Origin of the sequence: Actinoplanes sp. NPDC049599 (assembly GCF_044465625.1) — a bacterium.
Lineage (GTDB): Bacteria > Actinomycetota > Actinomycetes > Mycobacteriales > Micromonosporaceae > Actinoplanes.
The window spans coordinates 1-6,064 of the sequence record NZ_JBITLX010000061.1; the positions used below are offsets into that span (position 1 = coordinate 1).

At 68.6% G+C, this 6,064-nt stretch carries 6 protein-coding genes; 2 read left to right on the plus strand and 4 right to left on the minus strand.

Translation table 11 applies throughout. The features are described from left to right. Positions 1–20: 20 nt before the first annotated feature. The gene (locus ACIBQZ_RS43055) at positions 21–770 is read right to left on the minus strand and encodes a hypothetical protein (RefSeq protein WP_396094748.1); all 750 of its coding nucleotides are present in this window, start codon (positions 768–770) and stop codon (positions 21–23) included. Positions 771–948: 178 nt separating this feature from the next. On the opposite strand from ACIBQZ_RS43055, the gene ACIBQZ_RS43060 reads away from it, so the two are divergent. Beyond that, positions 949–1,425 (plus strand): permease-like cell division protein FtsX, encoded by a 477-nt coding sequence (locus ACIBQZ_RS43060; RefSeq protein WP_396094750.1) that lies wholly within the window; start codon positions 949–951, stop codon positions 1,423–1,425. A 250-nt stretch (positions 1,426–1,675) separates the two neighbouring features. On the opposite strand, the gene ACIBQZ_RS43065 is transcribed toward ACIBQZ_RS43060, so the two are convergent. The 3 genes from ACIBQZ_RS43065 to ACIBQZ_RS43075 are packed head-to-tail and all read right to left on the minus strand — an operon-like array spanning position 1,676 to position 5,116. Next, complete coding sequence (locus ACIBQZ_RS43065; RefSeq protein ID WP_396094751.1) at positions 1,676–3,166, minus strand: M14 family zinc carboxypeptidase; 1,491 nt, start codon at positions 3,164–3,166, stop codon at positions 1,676–1,678. Beyond that, entirely contained in the window at positions 3,163–3,465 is a 303-nt protein-coding gene (locus ACIBQZ_RS43070) for a hypothetical protein (protein ID WP_396094752.1), read from the minus strand. The genes ACIBQZ_RS43065 and ACIBQZ_RS43070 overlap by 4 nt, the downstream gene beginning before the upstream one ends. Positions 3,466–3,490: 25 nt before the next feature. After that, a complete protein-coding gene (locus tag ACIBQZ_RS43075; RefSeq protein ID WP_396094753.1) occupies positions 3,491–5,116 on the minus strand; it encodes a fibronectin type III domain-containing protein in 1,626 nt (541 codons plus the stop codon). Positions 5,117–5,846: 730 nt separating this feature from the next. Here ACIBQZ_RS43075 and ACIBQZ_RS43080 point away from each other — a divergent pair. Beyond that, positions 5,847–6,064 (plus strand): hypothetical protein (locus ACIBQZ_RS43080; protein WP_396094754.1); only part of this gene is annotated, 218 nt, incomplete at its 3' end.

A 6,064-nucleotide genomic window follows, 5' to 3' on the forward strand; every position in this document is an offset into this window, starting at 1 on the left:
GACTCCGAAGGGCCAAACCTTCATCTCTCGCACAGCATCAACTCCAGAGCCTGCCTACAAACACAACTCCTTCGCTGTTCAGGGCACAAATGCTGCTCCACGACGCGGTCGCGGGATGCCAGGAAGTCCGTCGCGGCCGCTCGCACCTCGGGCGACTGGTCATGTGTCATCGCCTGAACCAGTTGCACAACGGTGTCGCAGCCCAACGTCGACGGTGATGACTCGGGGATCGCGGCACGCCGGATTCTCGGCTCCGGATGCCGGGTGGCGGCTGCGAGCACCCGCCGGTCGTGGGTCACCTGATCACAGACCTCGCCGGCCAGCTCCGCAGGTGTCATCAAACCCCGCGCCGACAGATTGTTGAGCCGGTCCAAGCACGGATAGAACACATGGTCCGGCAGTGGCAGGGTCCGGTCGGCAAGCAGCGCTGCGCCGACTCGAGCATCGGGGTCGTCGACCAGCTGCAACCTGACCTGCGGCTCGATGTGGCGGTTGCCGGCCAACGCGCTGCGGATGCCGGGATGGGGATCAACCAGCATCGCCGCGAGTACCGGTGCCGGCAGCGCCGCTCGGCGTCGCAGCGCGGCGGACACGACATCGGGATACCCGTGAAGCAGGCGCAGCAGAACCTCGGCAGGGGCGGCAGGATTCGCGGCCAACCCGTACAGCGTCGGCACCCGCATGGACTCGTCGCGGCGGCCGTCGCGGCGAAGACACAAAACTCGACGTGAACTTCTGTCTGCCGACCCGATCCACTCGTCATCAGCCACGACCAGCGAGCCTACGCCGAGGCCGCGACGGCGGAAGCGGTCCGCCTCGTGCCCTTCGACGGGCAGACCCGCGACGCCGCGGCGCGCGCCTCTCAGGCCTCCGGCTACGGTCGGTGACACAGGGCTGAGGTCACCACACTGCACGCGGAAGTGAGGACATACTGCTAGCCTGCCGCGCGTGCGGCTACTAAAGATCATCACTGCTGCGTCGCTTGCGATCGCTGCCCTGACGGCCTGCTCGATCTTCGAGGAATCTGACGAGGAACGCGGACAGCGCCTGCTCGACGACAATGCGGCAATCGTCGTTTTCCTCACCGACGACGCCACCCAGCAGCAAAAGGGCGACATCGAGGCGAGGCTGCGAGCGCTGCCGGACGTGACCGACGTCGTCTTCGAGGACGAACAGAGCACGTACGACAACATGAAAGACGGCCTGAGCGACGACCAACTCCTCGACAACTTCACCTCAGAGAACTTCCCGGAGGATTTCCGGGTGAAGATGGCCGACCAGGCGGCGGTCCGGCGTTTCCGGGATTCCAGGGCAAACAGCGAACTCGGTGCACTGGCCGGGGTCGAAAAGGTCGTTATCCCGTGCACCACGGTCGCGGAATGTCGGGAGAGCGCCCGCAAACTGCCTACCAAATCCCCAGACTGACGTGCTGGCTCCGCGCCGAACCCGACCGAGCTCAACCATGGTCCGTCAGATTCTCTTGCACTTCCGCTGGCCGGGCGCGGGTGTCGTCCGGAAATCGACATAGCTCTCTTGCGCTGCCAGCATGTTCCGCAAAGCTCGTGCGCAAGGGGCTGAATCCGCACCAGGCCCAGGCGTTGCGCGGCCCACGGCTCGGCTACGTCCTGGCCGTTGCCCCCCTCGCACCAGACGCCTGGTTCCCTGGTACTCCCGATCAACGTTCCCGGCCGGTCGTGCCGGGAGGCTCGCTCATCAGGTCGCGCAGCACCTCGTCCGCGGTCAGCCCGGCGAGCCGTCTCATCCTGTCCGCGGTCGCCCGGAGTTCGGCGCGGGTTTCCTCGTCGGGGGCCTGCTCCTCGAGCTCGCGCAGGAAGACGATCGACCGCTCGACGGTGCCGGGACGCAGTGTCGCTCCGTCCTCCCGCAGCAGCGCGCCGGCTTCTTCCAGCAGCTCGGCCGCCTCCCGGCGCCGGCCCTCGTCGGCCAGCACGGCCTCCATCAGCCGGTGCGCCACGTGTTCGAACAGGGCTATCCAGGCGCGCCCGACGGCGGTGGTGGCCAGTAGCTCGTCGCGGGCGGCCCGTAGGGCCCTCACCTCGTTGTCACGGGCCAGCACCCGAAGCCCGATCAGCTCGATGGCGCAGATGCACTGGTACGCGAACGCGATGAGGCCGGACTCCGTCTCCTCGATGATCTCGCTCGGGTTCCGCGGGTGGAAGGACTCCCAGACGCCCTCTGGGTTGTACGGCCCGGTTTCAAGCGTGTACCCGTACACCTTGCGGCGATCCGGGACCGCGATGTGTCTGCTGTAGGCGTAGTCACTCAGCGTCCCGGTGACCGGGTACAGGTCGTAGGCCGGCTGGACGGTGTAGACCTCGCCGCGTACCGCCCGGATCGCCTCGCGGATCCGTGCCCCGACCTCCCGGTAGCGGAGCAGGTCCCGCGGGCTCAGGTACTCCTCGTATCCCGCCTTGATCGGCTGGCAGGTGCCGGTGGGCAGCGTGGTGAAGACCGAGGTGTCGTCCGTGGTCTGGGCCGGCGCGTGGCCCCACGGGTGCAGCACCAGCTCGGAGTAGGAGTGGACGTCGGCGAAGCAGCAGATCGGGTACGTGTCGAACAGGTGCTTGACGTTGCGCGTCTCGGGTTCGGAGAACGGAGCGGGGCCAGCGTACGTCTCGTCGTCCGGCCGGCATGACGTGTACCCGTCGGTCACACCCCACATGAAGTCCGCGTTCCGGTTGAGATCCACGCCCACGCAGGCCGGGTCCGGGTCGGGACGCCGGTTCTTTCGCCAGGTCTCGTCGGTGTTGAGCACGTACTCGTGGCCGTCGGGATTGACGCACGGAACGAGGTACAGATCGATGGAGTCGAGGATGAGCTTGATGTCGCCGGCCGTCCAGGTGTGGTTGCCGAGCACGATGTCCGATTGCAGCAGATAACTGATGACGAGCTGCCAGGCCAGATCCACCAGGCATTCGGGGTTCATCAGCTCACGGGCGTGCGTGCCGCCGACGAGTAGCACGCCACGCCGGGAGTCGTCATCGCCGTCGCCGGATCGCGCGCCGATCCGGAGCGCCGAGACAGGGCGGCCCTCGGCGGAGGTCTCGGGCAGCGGGATCTCCCGGCAGAGCTGCGGGAAGCTGTGCGCGAGATAGCTGATCTCCGTGTCCAGTTGATAGACGGTGTGGTATTTGCCAAGCGTCATGACTGCTCCCTCCGGCCGGCGAGGCGCATCCGTTCCCCGATGAGGGCGCGGACCTCGTCGTCGGTGGCGACCAGCGCGGGATCCAGCGGCTGCACCGGACGCACCCCGTGCAGCCGGACCTCGTAGCCCTCCTCCAGCAGGCGTACGCACGCGGCGAGATCGATGAGCGCCCGGATCTCCCCGTTCGGGCTGGGGACCCGATCGATGCCGCGTCCGGCGATCCGGCTGGGATCGGCGTCGCCACGGCGTCCCGGATGGACGCTTGCCTCGAACCGCAGATCTCGTGGCGCGTCTGTCATCTCCACCACCTGACCTTTCTCACGCTCAGTCCGAGCCGTACGTGCGGAACAGGAAGTCGTTGTCGTGGAAGACCTGGCCGGCGAAGTACGCCGTTCCCGCTGGATAGCTGTCGCCGCCCTGGTATTTCCACCAGAACGCGTTACGGCCGGTGTCCTGCAGCGTCAGCGTGAGCGGCGCGCCGACGGTCACCGCGGCGCCGTCGCCCGGCACGTCGAATCGCCAGAAGCCGTCGAAGCCCGGCGGAACGGCGGCCGTGGTCTTCAGGAGCACCGCGCCGGTCGCGTCCGAGACGGTGAGCGTCACCTGGTCACCGCCGTACTGGGGGTTGCCGTTGACGAGCGCGACCTCGACCGCGCGCAGGCGCCGGCGGGTCGGAACGACGACCTGCTGATCCCGGTTCGCCGGCACGATGTTGACCGCGGCGCCGGACCAGGCCGGATCGTTGACCTGGTCGAGCACGGCCGGTGGCAGCGGTGGCGCCGTGCGTACGCGCACGGTGGGCCCGCCCGTGCTGAGGTTGCCGGCCGCGTCGACCGCTTCGATGCGGAAGGCGTACTCGGTGTTCGGCGCCAGCCTGGTGGCGGTGTGCTGCCGCGCGGCCGCCCCGGGCGAGGCGATGAGTGCTGCGTCCTGGTAGACCCGGTACCCGGCGATCCCGCGGTCGTCCTGGGCCGCGGTCCAGTGCAGGGTGGCCGCCTCCCTCGTCACCGCGTCCGCGGTCAGCACAGCCCCGGCCGGCCACGTCGGCGGCGCGGCGTCGCGTACCGTGGCGCTCCCTGAGCAGGTCAGCTTGTCGTCGCCGAGCGCCGGGGTGCGGCTGATCGGCAGGGTCACGCTGGTCCAGGAGCCGGCCGCCGCCGGCGCGAAGATCACCGTGACGGACATGCTCGCGCCCGGTCCGAGGCCGGCCGGGAACGGCACGCTCGGCCCGGTGCCGGAGAACGGATCCTTGCGGCCCACGCCATCGATCCGCAGGCAGTCGGTTCCGGAGTTGGTCACGGTAAACTGGCGGGTCGACGTCGCCGGTCCCGGGCCGCCCAGGATCACCGCGGGGAACATCTGGCTGGAGGGGCTGACCTGGCAGCGGCCGGCGGGCAGCGGCGTCCGGGCCAGCACAACCGTACCGTCCACGATCTGCAGCTCGGTGGTGGTCGCGCGGCCCTGGGTGATGACCTTCGGCAGATAGTTCGCGGGTCCGGTCAGCAGCCCGAGGCCGTTGTCGCTCCGGCAGATCCGCAGCCCTTGCACGCCGACCCCGGTGCCCGGCGCGCCGATGCAGCACACGTCGCCCGAGCCGCCGCTGTACTGCAGCCAGGGGAACAGGTCGGTAGCGAGGGCCGACACGAACATCACGTTCTGCGGCTTCGTCGGGGCCGCGTCGAAGTCGATCAGGTACACCCGACGCTCGACTGCGCCGATCTTGCCGCTGCGAAGAACCGCCAGGTGGTTGGCGCTGCCGAAGAACATGTGCCGGACCAGCTCGTTGCCCGCCGGCGTGAACCGGGTCGAGCCGTTCGGGCCGCTGACGACGAGGCTGCCGTCCGGCGCGTAGGTCGCGGACCGGCCGGTGGAGCGGGTCTCCGACGTACTCCGCCAGACGGTGTCGGTGTAAAAGAGTCCGGTCGGGATGGCGAGCGGCGTGCAGGCCATTGGACACCTCCGCACGAAAGGAGAGGACGCGGTCCGCAGTGTCACCGGCTCGTGACACAGCGACGTGGCCCCCGAGCTGATTGTGTGCTCCCGGCGACGCACCGGGGCAGGGTCCAAAGGCCTGCCGGACGCCGACGCGAAGGCCTCAGGCGGGCTTCGACCGGGTGATGCCGATCCCCGCCGGTAACCAGCACCAGCGCGGTGATCGGCGCTGGCCCGAGATGCTGTTTCAGGATGAGCCACTCGGCGATCGCCGGATCGGCCGGCTGCAGGCTCATCAGGACGCCGAAGACGCGGGTCGAGGTGGCGCAGGGCGGCCGGCTCCAACGCGTACGGGGGATGGCCCGCAACATGGCGACCGCCGGTCCGCCGAGGATCCAATATCCCTATATCGGCAGTTCAACGGCTATGGCTCGATCACGTCTGCGCAGCTCGTCGGGAGGTTCTTGCCTCGGTTGGGTACGCGTTTCGACCTCTGCGCCCGGGCACCGACCTACTCCCCCGGCAAACGAGTCGACCGTGGCAATGATCCCCGGGACGGCGGATGAAGGCGTCAGCGACACGGCCGGAGCCGATCTCCTTCAACCCGCCCCAGGTCGCGGACGACGTCCACCGTCGACCAGGCGGGCAGGCCGGCGGGCGCCCGCAGCAGCAGATCACACAGTTCGCGCCTTCTCGGCGGCAGATGAGCGCACGCCACCGTGGCAAAACGGCCTGCCATGATGCCTACATGCTTGTCGAGGTGGAGAAGACCGCCGAGTTCCCCTGGAGTCCTCTTCTGGTCCAGGTCAGAACTTCTTTCGGACATACCGCAGTTCGCTGGTGCGGAGCTCCAGATATTCCGTCCGGGCGGTACCACGTGGAGTGGACGATCGACGAGGAGATCGTGTGGGGTCAGAACGCTCGCCCGGCCGACGAGGCGTCATCGGGTCTCGAGCAAGGAGGTCA